This window comes from Microbulbifer maximicatervae (SeqCode), assembly GCF_056232625.1.
This window is the reverse complement of record NZ_CP174324.1, coordinates 3,487,215-3,508,438: the sequence shown is the minus strand read 5'-3', so window position 1 is coordinate 3,508,438 and position 21,224 is coordinate 3,487,215. Positions and strand designations below refer to the sequence as shown.

At 51.2% G+C, this 21,224-nt stretch carries 2 protein-coding genes and 1 tRNA gene; 2 read left to right on the top strand and 1 reads right to left on the bottom strand.

Annotated elements, in window-relative coordinates; genetic code table 11:
- Nucleotides 1-50 precede the first annotated feature (50 nt).
- Nucleotides 51-2,036, top strand: coding sequence for a ShlB/FhaC/HecB family hemolysin secretion/activation protein (locus ACJJI6_RS15250; protein ID WP_475711079.1), 1,986 nt, complete (start codon nucleotides 51-53; stop codon nucleotides 2,034-2,036).
- Nucleotides 2,037-2,147: 111 nt separating this feature from the next.
- Nucleotides 2,148-20,780: a filamentous hemagglutinin N-terminal domain-containing protein gene (locus ACJJI6_RS15245; protein ID WP_475711077.1), complete on the top strand. Its 18,633-nt coding sequence runs from the start codon at nucleotides 2,148-2,150 to the stop codon at nucleotides 20,778-20,780.
- 171 nt (nucleotides 20,781-20,951) lie between these two features.
- On the opposite strand, the gene ACJJI6_RS15240 is transcribed toward ACJJI6_RS15245, so the two are convergent.
- Nucleotides 20,952-21,038 (bottom strand) — tRNA-Leu (locus ACJJI6_RS15240).
- Between the last annotated feature and the right edge of the window lie 186 nt (nucleotides 21,039-21,224).

Below are 21,224 nucleotides of genomic sequence, written 5' to 3'. Positions count from 1 at the left end.
ACAACAGCTTGGCATACTGAAATTTCTTAAATTAATTGTCTGGGGGAAAAATGCTCGGGCTTAAAAAAAATAAGCTGGCATTCGCGGTGACTGCTAGCTTTTTACTGTTTCAATGTCCTGGTTATGCTCAGGATGAAGGTTCGAGTTTTAGAAGTCAGGTTAGAGAGGCTTTTGATCAAGATACAGCCACAGTTAATGAGGCTGATGTAACTAAGGATTTTTTGCAGCGAACTTACGAAGCAAAAGCCCCTAATCTGGATACTGAAATTCCAGAAGTATCTCAAAGGAATCAAGGGCCACGAATTACAATCAAAAAATTTCAATTCCACCGTCTGGAAGAGTACCCAGAATTCGGTATTGATCGTGAAACGGTCGAGAAGATGGCTGAGGATCTGCGTATTAAGTTCATGAAGGAGGACAAAATCCTTTCTAGTGGCTATACAGTGGAGAATCTGGAAGAGCTAGCAGTATTGCTGGATGGTATGGATGCCCAGTTCAATCCAGGCGGATTGGGTCCTTCGGAATTGCGAAAATTAATTAGTGTTATCGAAAAGCAAAATAAAGAACGTGGTATTAGTTATGCGGATCTTGAAGAAATAGCCGCGGAACTCACTAATTTCTATCGTCGCCAAGGCTTATTTCTTGCGCAAGTTCAAATTCCTGCACAGGAAGTTGAAAATGGTGTGGTTACTCTCACGGTTCAAGAAGGTTTGTTAGGGCAGGTTGTTGCGGAAGACAATAAGGGATATGCATTAGAGCAGTTAGCAGAGCCTTTTGAGGGACAGCGTGGAAAATTAGTTAATCATGAGAGTATTGAGGAGGGGCTTTATCTACTAAATGACTTGCCGGGCTTAAATGTTACTGGCTATTTTAGTGCAGGAGAAAATCCAGGCGAAACACGGCTTAACTTAAAGGTTCGAGATGCAAAAGGTTGGAAAGCCACCTTCAGAACCGATAACCATGGCTCAGCTTACACAGGCGACCAACGCTTCTATACAACCATTGACTGGCTAAATCCCTTAGGGATCGGTGATGCTCTTTCCGTTGGATATTTAAAATCGACTAGCTTAACTAATTATGAATCAAATTTTGGTTCAGATTTGGGGCAGTTTAAGTATAGTTTTCCAATTTTTGGTCCCCGCACACGAGTTCAGTTCTCGGCTGCTCATAATGAATTTATTTTAAAAGACGTAGAAGACCCAGATAATACAGTAAATAAGCTGGATATACATGGTGATAACAAAAGTTATGCAATTACTTTAGACCATAAATTCCGAAGATCTAGGGATTTTAACCTTACCGGTTCTTTCAGTTTAACCGAGAAAAAGTCTAATCTTTTGGCCATCACTTCTTTTGATGAGCCGGGCGATCACGTATATGGTGGAGAGCTGGGCCTTTACTTTGATCATCTCTCTAGTGGTGTGATTCCCATGCTCAATATATTGAGCACAAATGTTCAATATGGAGATCATCAAAGAGAGCTAGAGGAGTCTCTGCAAGAGGAGCGCGGTGATAATTTTGCTAAGTTTTCTTTGAGTGGTAGTTCCCTCCTGTTTTTACCTATGCCATTTAGCGATGATCAATCACGTCTGATACTCAAGGCCCGAGCACAATATAGTGATAGTGCTTTACCAGCTTTTGAACAGTTGTCGCTCGGTGGGGCCAATGGGGTGCGGGCGTTTGATGTAAGGGATTTTTCAGCTGATACCGCAGGGCTATTATCTGCTGAATGGTATATGACTTTTCCAGATATGATAAATCCGATCCTATTTGATCAGCGTCTAAATGATATGTTTCAAATGGCGTTATTTACCGATTTTGGCTATGGCATCGTAAATAACTATAAAGAAGGCAAACAAGATGATTGGGCGAGATTTGCCGGTGGAGGTTTACTCTTTAAGTTTAACTGGAATGAATTTTTTGCCAGTAAACTATCGGTAGCCTGGCCGATTAAGACTGCCTCATCAATTGAAGGCACGGGGCTCGATATGGATGAGCCGACGGTATATGCGGATTTTTCTGTATTTTATAACTAATTAGTTAAAATTATTTATTAGCTGAAGTTGAGCAGGAGCTCTACGAAAGGTGCTGGTATGAAAAGCAATAAACATTCTCTGAAGTTAACTAAGCTGGCCTCAGCAATCAGAATGTCAAATCTGACATGTTTTGGAATGGTAGCTGGAATACTAAGCCCTTTGGTTCATGCTGCGCCACAGAATGGCGTAATTACCGTCGGCGCTGAAGATAGCAGTATAACTACGGTTGGTAATGTAACCACCATTACTCAAGGCCAAGATCTTTTAGCGATTGATTGGGATTCGTTTGATGTTGAGGAAGATGAGATAGTTAGTTTTCTGCAGTCAGAAAGCGATATTGCTATCAATAGAATTCTTGATGAAAGCGCAAGTACGATTCACGGGTCAATACAGGCAGATGGTCATGTTATTTTGGTGAACCCTCGGGGGGTTCTCTTCACGGAAACAGCGACAGTAAATGTAGGCGCACTCACTGTTTCTGGGCTTGCTATTGACCCGAGTGAATACTCGGATGAGGAATTTTTAAACACGGACTTCGTACTTGAAAGTGCCGGCGTTGATGGTCAAGCGGGCTTTGTTATTAATAGAGGCGTTATTAACGCATCTAGTGCAGTCCTCGTAGGTAAGTACGTAGAGAACAGCCTTGGAGATACCTCTCTCGCTGACACAACCGGACTGATTCAAGCTGAGTTAGTGGTTTTAGCAGCAGGGGATGCAGCTGCTTTAACCTTTGACTCCGATGGGTTGATCGGAGTTGAGGTGACATCTGCTGTAGCGGAAAATACGCTAGGTGTTGAAAGTGCGGTGCTTAATAGTGGTTCTATTGAGTCTGCAACTGTCTTAATGGAAGCAAATGTATCTAGTGATTTATTCACTGCTGCCGTAAATAATGAAGGCTCTATTCAGGCTAGAGGTATTGATACCAGTGATGGAAAAATTCGTCTTTTTGGTTCTGGCGGGAGTGTTATTAACAGTGGAGACCTAGAGGTTTCTCTCCTATCTGACGGAGTAACTGAAGATGTCAATGCGCAACTTGAGGTTAACACGACAGATTCATTTGTTAATACCGGTTCTATTGAGGCTACTAATTTTTCGTTCTTAGTGGGGCAGTCTGGCGAGGGCTCAGAAAACGAACTTGGTGATATAGAATTTTCTGGAACTGCGGTAATCACCGGCGGTGAGGGAGAAGATAAGTATACGCTTTCATCCGAAGCTGAATATATTAGCTCCGGGGCTGTAGAGCATAGTTTTAGTGTTTCCAAGAGTGAGGATGATTCCGCCACTAGTATATCTTTTAGCGATATAGAGGTAGTAGATGCCGGCTCTAATAGTGGCGTTACTGATAAGTTAATTACCGCCACCCAGGCAGATTTAACCGGTGCTGAAAAAGAGCTTGTTAATAATGGGACTACTTTTCAGAATTTGGATGCGGTGGATTTTAGCAATGCCACAACCGGCATTATTGCGGGTTCCAGCAATAGTGATACTTTTGAGATCGTCAGCAGCTCGGAAATTACCGCAAACGAGATTAGCTTTACGGGCTTTAACAGCACTATCGATGCGGGTACGGAGTCCGATGCCAGTGATGCGGATACCCTGACTACCGCAACACAAGTAGATCTCACAGGTACTGCCAAAGAGCTAATTAATACCGGCATCACTTTCCAGAATATGGATAGTGTGACGTTTACTGATAGCACAACAGGGGTAATCGTTGGTTCTGAGGAGAGTGATACCTTTGCTCTGGTGAGTGACAGTGAAATCACTGCGAATGAGATTGCATTTACCGGCTTTAATCGCACTATTGATGCTAATAGCAAAGGGGATGGTTCAGATATCGATGTCCTACTGGGCACCGATGGAGTAGATGAGTTTGCCATTACTGATAGCGGTGATCTAGAAGTTGGTGGCAGCCTTGTCTTTAGCAACCTGGAAATTGTTGATGCCGGTGCTGATAGCGGTGTTATAGATACTTTAACTACTGCAACACAAGTAGATCTCACCGGTACTGCCAAAGAGCTAATTAATACCGGCATCACTTTCCAGAATATGGACAGTGTGGCGTTTAGTGATGCCACAACCGGTATTATTGCGGGCTCCAGTAACAGTGATACTTTCGAGGTCGTCAGCAGCTCGGAACTTATTGCTAACGACATCACTTTTACTGACTTTAATAGCACTATCGATGCGGGTACCGAGTCCGATGCCAGTGATGCGGATACCCTGATTACCGCAACACAAGTAGATCTCACGGGCACAGCCAAAGAGCTAATTAATACCGGCATCACTTTCCAGAATATGGACAGTGTGGCGTTTAGCGATGCCACAACCGGCATTATTGAGGGCTCCAGTAACAGTGATACTTTCGAGGTCGTCAGCAGCTCGGAACTTATTGCTAACGACATCACTTTTACTGACTTTAATAGCACTATCGACGCGGGCGTCGAGTCGGATGCAAGTGATGCGGATACCCTGATTACCGCAACACAAGTAGATCTCACCGGTACTGCCAAAGAGCTAATTAATACCGGCATCACTTTCCAAAATATGGACAGTGTGGCGTTTAGCGATGCCACAACCGGCATTATTGCGGGCTCCAGTAACAGTGATACTTTCGAGATCGTCAGCAGCTCGGAAATTACCGCAAACGAGATTAGCTTTACGGGCTTTAACAGCACCATCGACGCGGGCGCCGAGTCGGATGCCAGTGATGCGGATACCTTGATTACCGCTTCTCAGGTAGATCTCACCGGTACTGCCAAAGAGCTGATTAATACCGGCATCACTTTCCAGAATATGGATAGTGTGACGTTTACTGATAGCACAACAGGGGTAATCGTTGGTTCTGAGGAGAGTGATACCTTTGCTCTGGTGAGTGACAGTGAAATCACTGCGAATGAGATTGCATTTACCGGCTTTAATCACACTATTGATGCTAATAGCAAAGGGGATGGTTCAGATACCGATATCCTACTGGGCACCGATGGAGTAGATGAGTTTGCCATTACTGATAGCGGTGATCTAGAAGTTGGTGGCAGCCTTGTCTTTAGCAACCTGGAAATTGTTGATGCCGGTGCTGATAGCGGTGTTATAGATACTTTAACTACTGCAACACAAGTAGATCTCACCGGTACTGCCAAAGAGCTAATTAATACCGGCATCACTTTCCAAAATATGGACAGTGTGGCGTTTAGCGATGCCACAACCGGCATTATTGCAGGTTCCAGTAACAGTGATACTTTCGAGATCGTCAGTAGCTCGGAAATCACTGCAAACGAGATTAGCTTTACGGGCTTTAACAGCACCATCGACGCGGGCGTCGAGTCCGATGCCAGTGATGCGGATACCCTGATTACCGCAACACAAGTAGATCTCACCGGTACTGCCAAAGAGCTGATTAATACCGGCATCACTTTCCAGAATATGGACAGTGTGGCGTTTAGCGATGCCACAACCGGCATTATTGCAGGTTCCAGTAACAGTGATACTTTTGAGGTCGTCAGCAGCTCGGAACTTATTGCTAACGACATCACTTTTACTGACTTTAATAGCACTATCGATGCGGGTACCGAGTCGGATGCCAGTGATGCGGACACCTTGATTACCGCAACACAAGTAGATCTCACCGGTACTGCCAAAGAGCTAATTAATACCGGCATCACTTTCCAAAATATGGACAGTGTGGCGTTTAGCGATGCCACAACCGGCATTATTGCAGGTTCCAGTAACAGTGATACTTTCGAGATCGTCAGTAGCTCGGAAATCACTGCAAACGAGATTAGCTTTACGGGCTTTAACAGCACCATCGACGCGGGCGTCGAGTCCGATGCCAGTGATGCGGATACCCTGATTACCGCTTCTCAGGTAGATCTCACCGGTACTGCCAAAGAACTAATTAATACCGGTATCACTTTCCAGAATATGGATAGTGTGGCGTTTACTGATAGCACAACAGGGGTAATCGTTGGTTCTGAGGAGAGTGATACCTTTGCTCTGGTGAGTGACAGTGAAATCACTGCGAATGAGATTGCATTTACCGGCTTTAATCGCACTATTGATGCTAATAGCAAAGGGGATGGTTCAGATACCGATATCCTACTGGGCACCGATGGAGTAGATGAGTTTGCCATTACTGATAGCGGTGATCTAGAAGTTGGTGGCAGCCTTGTCTTTAGCAACCTGGAAATTGTTGATGCCGGTGCTGATAGCGGTGTTATAGATACTTTAACTACTGCAACACAAGTAGATCTCACCGGTACTGCCAAAGAGCTAATTAATACCGGCATCACTTTCCAGAATATGGACAGTGTGGCGTTTAGTGATGCCACAACCGGCATAATTGCGGGCTCCAGTAACAGTGATACTTTCGAGATCGTCAGTAGCTCGGAAATCACTGCAAACGAGATTAGCTTTACGGGCTTTAACAGCACCATCGACGCGGGCGTCGAGTCCGATGCCAGTGATGCGGATACCCTGATTACCGCTTCTCAGGTAGATCTCACCGGTACTGCCAAAGAGCTAATTAATACCGGCATCACTTTCCAGAATATGGACAGTGTGGCGTTTAGTGATGCCACAACCGGCATTATTGCGGGCTCCAGTAACAGTGATACTTTTGAGGTCGTCAGCAGCTCGGAACTTATTGCTAACGACATCACTTTTACTGACTTTAATAGCACTATCGATGCGGGTACCGAGTCGGATGCCAGTGATGCGGACACCTTGATTACCGCAACACAAGTAGATCTCACCGGTACTGCCAAAGAGCTAATTAATACCGGCATCACTTTCCAAAATATGGACAGTGTGGCGTTTAGCGATGCCACAACCGGCATTATTGCAGGTTCCAGTAACAGTGATACTTTCGAGATCGTCAGTAGCTCGGAAATCACTGCAAACGAGATTAGCTTTACGGGCTTTAACAGCACCATCGACGCGGGTATCGAGTCCGATGCCAGTGATGCGGATACCCTGATTACCGCAACACAAGTAGATCTCACCGGTACTGCCAAAGAGCTAATTAATACCGGCATCACTTTCCAGAATATGGACAGTGTGGCGTTTAGCGATGCCACAACCGGCATAATTGCGGGCTCCAGTAACAGTGATACTTTCGAGATCGTCAGTAGCTCGGAAATCACTGCAAACGAGATTAGCTTTACGGGCTTTAACAGCACCATCGACGCGGGCGTCGAGTCCGATGCCAGTGATGCGGATACCCTGATTACCGCTTCTCAGGTAGATCTCACCGGTACTGCCAAAGAGCTGATTAATACCGGCATCACTTTCCAGAATATGGACAGTGTGGCGTTTAGTGATGCCACAACCGGCATTATTGCGGGCTCCAGTAACAGTGATACTTTCGAGATCGTCAGCAGCTCGGAAATTACCGCAAACGAGATTAGCTTTACGGGCTTTAACAGCACCATCGACGCGGGTATCGAGTCGGATGCCAGTGATGCGGATACCCTGATTACCGCAACACAAGTAGATCTCACCGGTACTGCCAAAGAACTAATTAATACCGGCATCACTTTCCAGAATATGGACAGTGTGGCGTTTAGTGATGCCACAACCGGCATTATTGCGGGCTCCAGTAACAGTGATACTTTCGAGATCGTCAGCATCTCGGAAATTACCGCAAATGAGATTAGCTTTACGGGCTTTAACAGCACCATCGACGCGGGTATCGAGTCCGATGCCAGTGATGCGGATACCCTGATTACCGCAACACAAGTAGATCTCACCGGTACTGCCAAAGAGCTAATTAATACCGGCATCACTTTCCAAAATATGGACAGTGTGGCGTTTAGCGATGCCACAACCGGCATAATTGCGGGCTCCAGTAACAGTGATACTTTCGAGATCGTCAGTAGCTCGGAAATCACTGCAAACGAGATTAGCTTTACGGGCTTTAACAGCACCATCGACGCGGGCGTCGAGTCCGATGCCAGTGATGCGGATACCCTGATTACCGCTTCTCAGGTAGATCTCACCGGTACTGCCAAAGAGCTGATTAATACCGGCATCACTTTCCAGAATATGGACAGTGTGGCGTTTAGTGATGCCACAACCGGCATTATTGCGGGCTCCAGTAACAGTGATACTTTCGAGATCGTCAGCAGCTCGGAAATTACCGCAAACGAGATTAGCTTTACGGGCTTTAACAGCACCATCGACGCGGGTATCGAGTCGGATGCCAGTGATGCGGATACCCTGATTACCGCAACACAAGTAGATCTCACCGGTACTGCCAAAGAACTAATTAATACCGGCATCACTTTCCAGAATATGGACAGTGTGGCGTTTAGTGATGCCACAACCGGCATTATTGCGGGCTCCAGTAACAGTGATACTTTCGAGATCGTCAGCATCTCGGAAATTACCGCAAATGAGATTAGCTTTACGGGCTTTAACAGCACCATCGACGCGGGTATCGAGTCCGATGCCAGTGATGCGGATACCCTGATTACCGCAACACAAGTAGATCTCACCGGTACTGCCAAAGAGCTAATTAATACCGGCATCACTTTCCAAAATATGGACAGTGTGGCGTTTAGCGATGCCACAACCGGCATTATTGCGGGCTCCAGTAACAGTGATACTTTCGAGATCGTCAGCAGCTCGGAAATCACTGCAAACGAGATTAGCTTTACGGGCTTTAACAGCACCATCGATGCGGGTACGGAGTCGGATGCCAGTGATGCGGATACCTTGATTACCGCAACACAAGTAGATCTCACTGGTACTGCCAAAGAGCTGATTAATACCGGCATCACTTTCCAGAATATGGATAGTGTGACGTTTACTGATAGCACAACAGGGGTAATCGTTGGTTCTGAGGAGAGTGATACCTTTGCTCTGGTGAGTGACAGTGAAATCACTGCGAATGAGATTGCATTTACCGGCTTTAATCACACTATTGATGCTAATAGTAAAGGGGATGGTTCAGATACCGATATCCTACTGGGCACCGATGGAGTAGATGAGTTTGTTCTTACTGATAGCGGTGATCTAGAAGTTGGTGGCAGCCTTGTCTTTAGCAACCTGGAAATTGTTGATGCCGGTGCTGATAGCGGTGTTATAGATACTTTAACTACTGCAACACAAGTAGATCTCACCGGTACTGCCAAAGAGCTAATTAATACCGGCATCACTTTCCAAAATATGGACAGTGTGGCGTTTAGCGATGCCACAACCGGCATTATTGCAGGTTCCAGTAACAGTGATACTTTCGAGATCGTCAGTAGCTCGGAAATCACTGCAAACGAGATTAGCTTTACGGGCTTTAACAGCACCATCGACGCGGGCGTCGAGTCCGATGCCAGTGATGCGGATACCCTGATTACCGCTTCTCAGGTAGATCTCACCGGTACTGCCAAAGAACTAATTAATACCGGTATCACTTTCCAGAATATGGATAGTGTGGCGTTTACTGATAGCACAACAGGGGTAATCGTTGGTTCTGAGGAGAGTGATACCTTTGCTCTGGTGAGTGACAGTGAAATCACTGCGAATGAGATTGCATTTACCGGCTTTAATCGCACTATTGATGCTAATAGCAAAGGGGATGGTTCAGATACCGATATCCTACTGGGCACCGATGGAGTAGATGAGTTTGCCATTACTGATAGCGGTGATCTAGAAGTTGGTGGCAGCCTTGTCTTTAGCAACCTGGAAATTGTTGATGCCGGTGCTGATAGCGGTGTTATAGATACTTTAACTACTGCAACACAAGTAGATCTCACCGGTACTGCCAAAGAGCTAATTAATACCGGCATCACTTTCCAGAATATGGACAGTGTGGCGTTTAGTGATGCCACAACCGGCATAATTGCGGGCTCCAGTAACAGTGATACTTTCGAGATCGTCAGTAGCTCGGAAATCACTGCAAACGAGATTAGCTTTACGGGCTTTAACAGCACCATCGACGCGGGCGTCGAGTCCGATGCCAGTGATGCGGATACCCTGATTACCGCTTCTCAGGTAGATCTCACCGGTACTGCCAAAGAGCTAATTAATACCGGCATCACTTTCCAGAATATGGACAGTGTGGCGTTTAGTGATGCCACAACCGGCATTATTGCGGGCTCCAGTAACAGTGATACTTTCGAGATCGTCAGCAGCTCGGAAATTACCGCAAACGAGATTAGCTTTACGGGCTTTAACAGCACCATCGACGCGGGTATCGAGTCGGATGCCAGTGATGCGGATACCCTGATTACCGCAACACAAGTAGATCTCACCGGTACAGCCAAAGAACTAATTAATACCGGCATCACTTTCCAGAATATGGACAGTGTGGCGTTTAGTGATGCCACAACCGGCATTATTGCGGGCTCCAGTAACAGTGATACTTTCGAGATCGTCAGCAGCTCGGAAATTACCGCAAATGAGATTAGCTTTACGGGCTTTAACAGCACCATCGACGCGGGTATCGAGTCCGATGCCAGTGATGCGGATACCCTGATTACCGCAACACAAGTAGATCTCACCGGTACTGCCAAAGAGCTAATTAATACCGGCATCACTTTCCAGAATATGGACAGTGTGGCGTTTAGCGATGCCACAACCGGCATAATTGCGGGCTCCAGTAACAGTGATACTTTCGAGATCGTCAGTAGCTCGGAAATCACTGCAAACGAGATTAGCTTTACGGGCTTTAACAGCACCATCGACGCGGGCGTCGAGTCCGATGCCAGTGATGCGGATACCCTGATTACCGCTTCTCAGGTAGATCTCACCGGTACTGCCAAAGAGCTGATTAATACCGGCATCACTTTCCAGAATATGGACAGTGTGGCGTTTAGTGATGCCACAACCGGCATTATTGCGGGCTCCAGTAACAGTGATACTTTCGAGATCGTCAGCAGCTCGGAAATTACCGCAAACGAGATTAGCTTTACGGGCTTTAACAGCACCATCGACGCGGGTATCGAGTCGGATGCCAGTGATGCGGATACCCTGATTACCGCAACACAAGTAGATCTCACCGGTACTGCCAAAGAACTAATTAATACCGGCATCACTTTCCAGAATATGGACAGTGTGGCGTTTAGTGATGCCACAACCGGCATTATTGCGGGCTCCAGTAACAGTGATACTTTCGAGATCGTCAGCATCTCGGAAATTACCGCAAATGAGATTAGCTTTACGGGCTTTAACAGCACCATCGACGCGGGTATCGAGTCCGATGCCAGTGATGCGGATACCCTGATTACCGCAACACAAGTAGATCTCACCGGTACTGCCAAAGAGCTAATTAATACCGGCATCACTTTCCAAAATATGGACAGTGTGGCGTTTAGCGATGCCACAACCGGAATAATTGCGGGCTCCAGTAACAGTGATACTTTCGAGATCGTCAGCAGCTCGGAAATTACCGCAAACGAGATTAGCTTTACGGGCTTTAACAGTACCATCGACGCGGGTATCGAGTCGGATGCCAGTGATGCGGATACCCTGATTACCGCAACACAAGTAGATCTCACCGGTACTGCCAAAGAGCTAATTAATACCGGCATCACTTTCCAGAATATGGACAGTGTGGCGTTTAGTGATGCCACAACCGGCATTATCGCGGGCTCCAGTAACAGTGATACTTTCGAGATTGTCAGCAGCTCGGAAATTACCGCAAACGAGATTAGCTTTACGGGCTTTAACAGCACCATCGACGCGGGTATCGAGTCGGATGCCAGTGATGCGGATACCCTGATTACCGCAACACAAGTAGATCTCACCGGTACTGCCAAAGAGCTAATTAATACCGGCATCACTTTCCAAAATATGGACAGTGTGGCGTTTAGTGATGCCACAACCGGCATTATTGCGGGCTCCAGTAACAGTGATACTTTCGAGATCGTCAGCAGCTCGGAAATTACCGCAAACGAGATTAGCTTTACGGGCTTTAACAGCACCATCGACGCGGGCGTCGAGTCGGATGCCAGTGATGCGGATACCCTGATTACCGCAACACAAGTAGATCTCACCGGTACTGCCAAAGAGCTAATTAATACCGGCATCACTTTCCAAAATATGGACAGTGTGGCGTTTAGCGATGCCACAACCGGCATTATTGCGGGCTCCAGTAACAGTGATACTTTCGAGATCGTCAGCAGCTCGGAAATCACTGCAAACGAGATTAGCTTTACGGGCTTTAACAGCACCATCGATGCGGGTACGGAGTCGGATGCCAGTGATGCGGATACCTTGATTACCGCAACACAAGTAGATCTCACTGGTACTGCCAAAGAGCTGATTAATACCGGCATCACTTTCCAGAATATGGATAGTGTGACGTTTACTGATAGCACAACAGGGGTAATCGTTGGTTCTGAGGAGAGTGATACCTTTGCTCTGGTGAGTGACAGTGAAATCACTGCGAATGAGATTGCATTTACCGGCTTTAATCACACTATTGATGCTAATAGTAAAGGGGATGGTTCAGATACCGATATCCTACTGGGCACCGATGGAGTAGATGAGTTTGTTCTTACTGATAGCGGTGATCTAGAAGTTGGTGGCAGCCTTGTCTTTAGCAACCTGGAAACTGTTGATGCGCTTGGCGGAGCAGATACGCTCGAAGTCGATGAAGCTTATATAGACGACGGTGAAATTAATGGCATTCTATTCCTTAATTTAAGTGACATCGCTGCGAGCTACCTGTCGATTGGAGCAGATCAGTCAGGTGACTTTCATGTTCTTGGGAGTGGTCATATCGCATCAGATACCGATGGTGATCTGAGCAATGGATATGAATACAACTTCACGAGTGTGGAAAATGTAATAACTAATGGGTTTGCAAATAGTGTTACAGGCTATACAGGTGAGGATTGGATTGTTACAGCAGAAAATGCAGCAACCAATTACGAGATAAATTTTGAAGGTGTAACCCTTCTAATTGCTGACGATGCTGGAGTAATAGGCTTAGATGGTTATGGCTGGGCGCTGGCAAGTAGTGATAATCAGGTGGTCCATGCTGGAATTACTATTGCTGATGCCGGCACTGTGAGTGGCGGCAATGGTGCCCTCAGCAGTATCTATGATGACCACTACATCTTTAATGATGACGCCGACGAAGTGACCGTCGACAGCATGGTCTTCGCCGACCTCAGCAGCATCGCCGCCAGCGGCAGTGCCGACAGTGTCAGCGGCGGCGCCAACTACGGCTGGAGCCTGACCGCCACCGACAACCAAGTGGTGCACAACGGCGTCACCATCACCGGCGCCGAAGCCCTGAGCGGTGGCGACGGCAGCCTGAGCAGCAGCGAAACCGACAGCTACAGCTTTAATGATGACGCCGACGAAGTGACCGTCGACAGCATGGTCTTCGCCGGCCTCAGCAGCATCGCCGCCAGCGGCAGTGCCGACAGTGTCAGCGGCGGCGCCAACTACGGCTGGAGCCTGACCGCCACCGACAACCAAGTGGTGCACAACGGCGTCACCATCACCGGCGCCGAAGCCCTGAGCGGTGGCGACGGCAGCCTGAGCAGCAGCGAAACCGACAGCTACAGCTTTAATGATGACGCCGACGAAGTGACCGTCGACAGCATGGTCTTCGCCGACCTCAGCAGCATCGCCGCCAGCGGCAGTGCCGACAGTGTCAGCGGCGGCGCCAACTACGGCTGGAGCCTGACCGCCACCGACAACCAAGTGGTGCACAACGGCGTCACCATCACCGGCGCCGAAGCCCTGAGCGGTGGCGACGGCAGCCTGAGCAGCAGCGAAACCGACAGCTACAGCTTTAATGATGACGCCGACGAAGTGACCGTCGACAGCATGGTCTTCGCCGACCTCAGCAGCATCGCCGCCAGCGGCAGTGCCGACAGTGTCAGCGGCGGCGCCAACTACGGCTGGAGCCTGACCGCCACCGACAACCAAGTGGTGCACAACGGCGTCACCATCACCGGCGCCGAAGCCCTGAGCGGTGGCGACGGCAGCCTGAGCAGCAGCGAAACCGACAGCTACAGCTTTAATGATGACGCCGACGAAGTGACCGTCGACAGCATGGTCTTCGCCGGCCTCAGCAGCATCGCCGCCAGCGGCAGTGCCGACAGTGTCAGCGGCGGCGCCAACTACGGCTGGAGCCTGACCGCCACCGACAACCAAGTGGTGCACAACGGCGTCACCATCACCGGCGCCGAAGCCCTGAGCGGTGGCGACGGCAGCCTGAGCAGCAGCGAAACCGACAGCTACAGCTTTAATGATGACGCCGACGAAGTGACCGTCGACAGCATGGTCTTCGCCGGCCTCAGCAGCATCGCCGCCAGCGGCAGTGCCGACAGTGTCAGCGGCGGCGCCAACTACGGCTGGAGCCTGACCGCCACCGACAACCAAGTGGTGCACAACGGCGTCACCATCACCGGCGCCGAAGCCCTGAGTGGTGGCGACGGCAGCCTGAGCAGCAGCGAAACCGACAGCTACAGCTTTAATGATGACGCCGACGAAGTGACCGTCGACAGCATGGTCTTCGCCGGCCTCAGCAGCATCGCCGCCAGCGGCAGTGCCGACAGTGTCAGCGGCGGCGCCAACTACGGCTGGAGCCTGACCGCCACCGACAACCAAGTGGTGCACAACGGCGTCACCATCACCGGCGCCGAAGCCCTGAGTGGTGGCGACGGCAGCCTGAGCAGCAGCGAAACCGACAGCTACAGCTTTAATGATGACGCCGACGAAGTGACCGTCGACAGCATGGTCTTCGCCGACCTCAGCAGCATCGCCGCCAGCGGCAGTGCCGACAGTGTCAGCGGCGGCGCCAACTACGGCTGGAGCCTGACCGCCACCGACAACCAAGTGGTGCACAACGGCGTCACCATCACCGGCGCCGAAGCCCTGAGCGGTGGCGACGGCAGCCTGAGCAGCAGCGAAACCGACAGCTACAGCTTTAATGATGACGCCGACGAAGTGACCGTCGACAGCATGGTCTTCGCCGGCCTCAGCAGCATCGCCGCCAGCGGCAGTGCCGACAGTGTCAGCGGCGGCGCCAACTACGGCTGGAGCCTGACCGCCACCGACAACCAAGTGGTGCACAACGGCGTCACCATCACCGGCGCCGAAGCCCTGAGCGGTGGCGACGGCAGCCTGAGCAGCAGCGAAACCGACAGCTACAGCTTTAATGATGACGCCGACGAAGTGACCGTCGACAGCATGGTCTTCGCCGGCCTCAGCAGCATCGCCGCCAGCGGCAGTGCCGACAGTGTCAGCGGCGGCGCCAACTACGGCTGGAGCCTGACCGCCACCGACAACCAAGTGGTGCACAACGGCATCACCATCACCGGCGCCGAAGCCCTGAGCGGTGGCGACGGCAGCCTGAGCAGTAGCGAAACCGACAGCTACAGCTTTAATGATGACGCCGACGAAGTGACCGTCGACAGCATGGTCTTCGCCGGCCTCAGCAGCATCGCCGCCAGCGGCAGTGCCGACAGTGTCAGCGGCGGCGCCAACTACGGCTGGAGCCTGACCGCCACCGACAACCAAGTGGTGCACAACGGCGTCACCATCACCGGCGCCGAAGCCCTGAGCGGTGGCGACGGCAGCCTGAGCAGCAGCGAAACCGACAGCTACAGCTTTAATGATGACGCCGACGAAGTGACCGTCGACAGCATGGTCTTCGCCGACCTCAGCAGCATCGCCGCCAGCGGCAGTGCCGACAGTGTCAGCGGCGGCGCCAACTACGGCTGGAGCCTGACCGCCACCGACAACCAAGTGGTGCACAACGGCGTCACCATCACCGGCGCCGAAGCCCTGAGCGGTGGCGACGGCAGCCTGAGCAGCAGCGAAACCGACAGCTACAGCTTTAATGATGACGCCGACGAAGTGACCGTCGACAGCATGGTCTTCGCCGACCTCAGCAGCATCGCCGCCAGCGGCAGTGCCGACAGTGTCAGCGGCGGCGCCAACTACGGCTGGAGCCTGACCGCCACCGACAACCAAGTGGTGCACAACGGCGTCACCATCACCGGCGCCGAAGCCCTAAGCGGTGGCGACGGCAGCCTGAGCAGCAGCGAAACCGACAGCTACAGCTTTAATGATGACGCCGACGAAGTGACCGTCGACAGCATGGTCTTCGCCGGCCTCAGCAGCATCGCCGCCAGCGGCAGTGCCGACAGTGTCAGCGGCGGCGCCAACTACAGCTGGAGCCTGACCGCCACCGACAACCAAGTGGTGCACAACGGCGTCACCATCACCGGCGCCGAAGCCCTGAGTGGTGGCGACGGCAGCCTGAGCAGCAGCGAAACCGACAGCTACAGCTTTAATGATGACGCCGACGAAGTGACCGTCGACAGCATGGTCTTCGCCGGCCTCAGCAGCATCGCCGCCAGCGGCAGTGCCGACAGTGTCAGCGGCGGCGCCAACTACGGCTGGAGCCTGACCGCCACCGACAACCAAGTGGTGCACAACGGCGTCACCATCACCGGCGCCGAAGCCCTGAGCGGTGGCGACGGCAGCCTGAGCAGCAGCGAAACCGACAGCTACAGCTTTAATGATGACGCCGACGAAGTGACCGTCGACAGCATGGTCTTCGCCGGCCTCAGCAGCATCGCCGCCAGCGGCAGTGCCGACAGTGTCAGCGGCGGCGCCAACTACGGCTGGAGCCTGACCGCCACCGACAACCAAGTGGTGCACAACGGCGTCACCATCACCGGCGCCGAAGCCCTGAGCGGTGGCGACGGCAGCCTGAGCAGCAGCGAAACCGACAGCTACAGCTTTAATGATGACGCCGACGAAGTGACCGTCGACAGCATGGTCTTTGCCGACCTCAGCAGCATCGCCGCCAGCGGCAGTGCCGACAGTGTCAGCGGCGGCGCCAACTACGGCTGGAGCCTGACCGCCACCGACAACCAAGTGGTGCACAACGGCGTCACCATCACCGGCGCCGAAGCCCTGAGCGGTGGCGACGGCAGCCTGAGCAGCAGCGAAACCGACAGCTACAGCTTTAATGATGACGCCGACGAAGTGACCGTCGACAGCATGGTCTTCGCCGACCTCAGCAGCATCGCCGCCAGCGGCAGTGCCGACAGTGTCAGCGGCGGCGCCAACTACGGCTGGAGCCTGACCGCCACCGACAACCAAGTGGTGCACAACGGCGTCACCATCACCGGCGCCGAAGCCCTGAGCGGTGGCGACGGCAGCCTGAGCAGCAGCGAAACCGACAGCTACAGCTTTAATGATGACGCCGACGAAGTGACCGTCGACAGCATGGTCTTCGCCGACCTCAGCAGCATCGCCGCCAGCGGCAGTGCCGACAGTGTCAGCGGCGGCGCCAACTACGGCTGGAGCCTGACCGCCACCGACAACCAAGTGGTGCACAACGGCGTCACCATCACCGGCGCCGAAGCCCTGAGCGGTGGCGACGGCAGCCTGAGCAGCAGCGAAACCGACAGCTACAGCTTTAATGATGACGCCGACGAAGTGACCGTCGACAGCATGGTCTTCGCCGGCCTCAGCAGCATCGCCGCCAGCGGCAGTGCCGACAGTGTCAGCGGCGGCGCCAACTACGGCTGGAGCCTGACCGCCACCGACAACCAAGTGGTGCACAACGGCGTCACCATCACCGGCGCCGAAGCCCTGAGCGGTGGCGACGGCAGCCTGAGCAGCAGCGAAACCGACAGCTACAGCTTTAATGATGACGCCGACGAAGTGACCGTCGACAGCATGGTCTTCGCCGGCCTCAGCAGCATCGCCGCCAGCGGCAGTGCCGACAGTGTCAGCGGCGGCGCCAACTACGGCTGGAGCCTGACCGCCACCGACAACCAAGTGGTGCACAACGGCGTCACCATCACCGGCGCCGAAGCCCTGAGCGGTGGCGACGGCAGCCTGAGCAGCAGCGAAACCGACAGCTACAGCTTTAATGATGACGCCGACGAAGTGACCGTCGACAGCATGGTCTTCGCCGACCTCAGCAGCATCGCCGCCAGCGGCAGTGCCGACAGTGTCAGCGGCGGCGCCAACTACGGCTGGAGCCTGACCGCCACCGACAACCAAGTGGTGCACAACGGCGTCACCATCACCGGCGCCGAAGCCCTGAGCGGTGGCGACGGCAGCCTGAGCAGCAGCGAAACCGACAGCTACAGCTTTAATGATGACGCCGACGAAGTGACCGTCGACAGCATGGTCTTCGCCGGCCTCAGCAGCATCGCCGCCAGCGGCAGTGCCGACAGTGTCAGCGGCGGCGCCAACTACGGCTGGAGCCTGACCGCCACCGACAACCAAGTGGTGCACAACGGCGTCACCATCACCGGCGCCGAAGCCCTGAGTGGTGGCGACGGCAGCCTGAGCAGCAGCGAAACCGACAGCTACAGCTTTAATGATGACGCCGACGAAGTGACCGTCGACAGCATGGTCTTCGCCGGCCTCAGCAGCATCGCCGCCAGCGGCAGTGCCGACAGTGTCAGCGGCGGCGCCAACTACGGCTGGAGCCTGACCGCCACCGACAACCAAGTGGTGCACAACGGCGTCACCATCACCGGCGCCGAAGCCCTGAGTGGTGGCGACGGCAGCCTGAGCAGCAGTAATAGTGACGACTTCACTATTAGTAGTGAGGGTGGCGCTGCTTTGGTTACAGTCGACAATATGGAGTTTTCTGCGCTGTTTAGCATTGCAGCATCGGGAACCTCAGACTCGATTATTGGCACAGAAAGTATTAGTAGTGAGAGTTGGACCTTAGGTCAAAATCAGGGCGATATCGCTATCACGGGTATCGACTTCAGCGGCATTGAAATGGTGGATGCTGACAACGCAATTGTTGATGCAGCAACCTATGACCAGTCGGATGTATTTGAGCTAAGTAAGTTAGGGCAAGAACTGAAGGTTCGCGGAATTACTTTCAGCTCGGTTTCCCAAGTAGCTGCTGGTTCAAGTGTTGGCGACCAAATTTCAAGTGATGCAACTAGTTGGCAGCTCAATGGTGTCAATGGCGAAGTTACAGTTAACGATGTTGAGTTTAGTGGTATAGATGCAGTTGCAACTAATAATGCTCAATTACTTGGTACTGGGGCTGATGACACTTTTGAGCTAACTGATAATGGGCTTGAGTCAGCGGGTATTTCTTTTACCGGAATTAATTTAGTTACAAGTTATGATGGTGCGGATAAGTTAATTGGTACTTCAGGTAATGATCAATTTACCCTCTCTTCTGAGGGGGATATCAGCGTTGCAGGTATCAATTTTACAGGCCTGGAAATACTTGATGCCGGGACTGGAGATGACACGGTAATCGCGGATGGAGCAACCTGGACTTCTAGCGTCAATGATAATTCGCTAGTAAGCGGCGGCGCTGTGGCTACGGTTAATAGTATTTCTGTTGAGTTTGATAATCTAGAGCTTGTTGAGGGCGCCGGTGTTTATGTTGGCCAAGATGTTGCTAGTGAGTACGTATTTAGCAGCTTGGATACGATGACTGTAGGCGGGGTAACCTTTGCTGGTTTGGAGAGTTTATCTGCTGGTAGTGCTGAAGATTCGCTTTATGGCGCTAATGTGGATGCAAACTGGGATATAACGGCCTCGCAAAATAGTGTGTCGACAAGCGAGAAATCACTTTCATTTAGCGGTATAGAATATATTTATGCTGGTACTGGAGTGGATATCTTCAATTTGTCTGGGGGGCAGCTTAACGGTATAGACAGTGGAGAAGGCGACGATGCAGTAACGCTTTCTGGCACTACTATCGATAGTATTTCGCTAGGTGACGGTGACGACTATTTACAGGTGGATACTGCGGGAGATCATGCTGTTGCACTTTCCGGCGGCTCTGGAAACGATTCCTTCCAGTACAATATGTCCGACGATGTTTGGCAGATTTTCTCTACAGGAAATAGTGTAGGTAATTACGATTTCTCTGAATTTGAGCTGCTTGATAACACCGCGAGTACTTTATCTCTGGAAACAGACTTGAGTTTTGATTTTGTCGATGGTGGCGATTACTCTGGTCCATTTAATAGTGACGGGGCGGGATTATCTTTCCATTCTAGTGGTATGAGATTGGGCTACGACGGCACTGGAGATATTAGTGTGGTGAGCAGTTCGAGTGGCACTATCGGAGGTGTGCTGAAAGCAAATCGTGCAGAGCTTACCGTTGCTGGAGATGTAGACATTGAATCTGATGTTGGTGTTCTTGGGATAGCGACCTCTGGTCCTGATGTTGATATAACTGTACTGGCTCAAGAGGACCTGGTAATTGATGAAATCGATGCTGGGCGAGGTAATGTACAGCTGGCGAGCTTAGGCTTTGGGGCACTTACTGCTGAAACCTACGGAGATACACATATTACGGCAGCCAATGTCACTCTGGGAACGGATACAGAACTTTGGAGTGTGATTGGTAGTGAGTTGATACCTCTGCGTATGGATGCAACTCAGAATGTTGAAATCGTTTCTATTTCTTATTACGAACCGGAATTTATAAGCCAGGTGCCAAGCTTTACGAGTAAGGGTGATGAACTCCAATCTATTGCTGGCGCTCAAGCGGCTCAAGGCCTCAGGTCTGCGGTGCAAAATAGTGTGGAGGATTTCACGCAGTTGGACCCCGCAATTTTCAGTGCTGTTAACCCGTATACGAGTGGCGTGGATGCAGTAAATTCCCCGGAGATGCGATTGAGGTCTGGGGAGCTGCAACCGGCATCTGCGGTAGTAGAGGAAGTACCTGAAACGAGTTCCGATTTTGATGCGGTGCTAGATGAAGGGGCTTCAGACTCAACAGCGGATCAATCTGATCACACTGGGCTCTCGGGCAATGCGGGCATGTAATTAGATTAATTGAGTTTAACTTTATTTAGAAAAAGCCGGCCCATGGGGCCGGCTTTTTTACATCGGGTGTTTTATCTTTTGATGTAACCAAAAAGAAGCGGGGTGATCTTGGCAACTGTAAAATCCACAAACGAAAAAAGGCCGACTCTTTCGAGTCAGCCTTTTTGGAATTGGTGCCCAGGAGAGGACTTGAACCTCCACGACCGTTAGGTCACTAGCACCTGAAGCTAGCGCGTCTACCAATTCCGCCACCTGGGCAAATCAACGTGTGCTCCGTTGAGGACGCGAACTATAGAGATCTGCCCCCCTTGTGTCAACGGCTGCGTTGCGCTTTTTTCATCATTTTTTTCTTAGGTCGGGAAAATTGGCGAAATCGCTTATAATGCGTGCAATAGCGGCGAATTATTGACCAGGAATCCACCACCAACGCCGCCTTTCTTTATG

Excerpts from the sequence above, each read along its gene's own strand:
- ACJJI6_RS15250 (WP_475711079.1), top strand. The coding sequence starts at position 51 with ATGCTCGGGCTTAAAAAAAATAAGCTGGCATTCGCGGTGACTGCTAGC.
- ACJJI6_RS15245 (WP_475711077.1), top strand. The coding sequence starts at position 2,148 with ATGTCAAATCTGACATGTTTTGGAATGGTAGCTGGAATACTAAGCCCT.